Origin of the sequence: Microcoleus sp. BM001215392, from assembly GCF_036700185.1 — a bacterium.
Classification (GTDB): Bacteria; Cyanobacteriota; Cyanobacteriia; order Cyanobacteriales; family Microcoleaceae; genus Microcoleus.
The window spans coordinates 1-1,390 of record NZ_JAUBOJ010000714.1 but is presented as its reverse complement, the minus strand read 5'-3'; the positions used below and the strand labels follow the sequence as shown (position 1 = coordinate 1,390).

1 protein-coding gene is annotated in these 1,390 nt (G+C 46.5%); it reads right to left on the bottom strand.

From position 1 onward, the window contains the following. Window positions 1-453 precede the first annotated feature (453 nt). Window positions 454-1,390: sensor histidine kinase (locus QT974_RS34380; protein ID WP_333472820.1), on the bottom strand; the 937-nt coding region annotated here is incomplete at its 5' end.

The window sequence follows — 1,390 nt, the reverse complement described above, 5'->3', positions numbered from 1 at the left end:
ATCATCAATTACCAGAATGCGCTTTGTTGACATAATTAAAACCCAAATTTTAAATCGATCGTCTTCAACCGAAACATGACTTGCGCACGCGAGATCCACCTAATTAAACCGAGAAATTAAAAATCTAAATACATACCTCACTATTGGTGTCAACTATCAAGTAAAACTCTGGATAAATCTAACTGTAACCCAGGCTCGATTCCCCTAAATCTCCCTGGTTGTAGGGGCACGCGAGAGCAGGCTCCAGTCTCCTTCACTTAAGCAGCCGAACCAAAGAGAACGCTCTTGTACCCACTTTTTTAATGGAGGCTAGGGGAGCGAAACCTAATAGCCAAACAGTATATCCCTACTACATAAAACTTGCAGTTGACACCAATGAATACTCGCAAATTCATACTCCCCGCCTGCATTGCGAGGAACGCTATACATGAACGCGCTCCCTAGGAAAGCCATCTAACTTTTTCCCCCTTCGCCTTCGGGCGGTGCAGGCACTGTAAAATAAAAACTCGTGCCTTCTGAGACAACACTTTGAACCCAAATTCTGCCGCCGTGCTGCTGCACGATGCTGCGACAGATAGCCAAACCCAAACCTGTACCTCCTTTTTGACGGGAGTCAGAAGCATCGACCTGTTGAAATCGGCCAAAGATAGTTTCTAGTTTATCAGCAGGAATCCCCCGCCCCCGATCTTTGACTTCAAATAAAGCCCGTGAAGCGTAGCTATCCCTTAGGGAATCGCCCAAATCTTCAACTCTGACAGTTACTGTACACCCCGGAGGCGAAAATTTAATCGCATTGCTCAACAAATTTACTAGCAGTTGCACAATCCTGTCCGGGTCAGCCCAAATTTGTGCCGTTGCGGGCAAAATCACCAAATCAATCTTATTTTCAGCAGCTACAGACATCACAGCTTCCACAGACTTCCGCATCAAAACCTGCGCATCGCACCACTGCTTAACAATGGTAACTTGGCTCGAATCGAGCCGCTCTAAATCGAGAATATCGTTGACCAAACGCACTAACCGTTCGGTATCACTCGACGCAATGTTTAACATCTGTTTGGCAGTTTCCGGTCGATCTTTGAGCACCCCAGCCGCCAACAAACCTAAAGAACCGCGAATTGAGGTCAGCGGCGTTCGCAGTTCGTGGCTGACAATGGAAATAAACTCATTTTTCATTTTTTCAATTGCTCGACTTTCTGTGATATCTGTGACTGTGCCGACGTAACCAATTAGTTGACCTCCGTAGGCAAAAATCGGAGCTGCTTTTGCCCGACCAAACCGGATTGTTCCGTCTCGCTGGATGTGGCGGAATTCGCAGGAAAATTCTTGATCTGGCGATCGCGATTGGGACCACATAGACAAAATTAATTTGAGGTCTTCGCGGTGAACA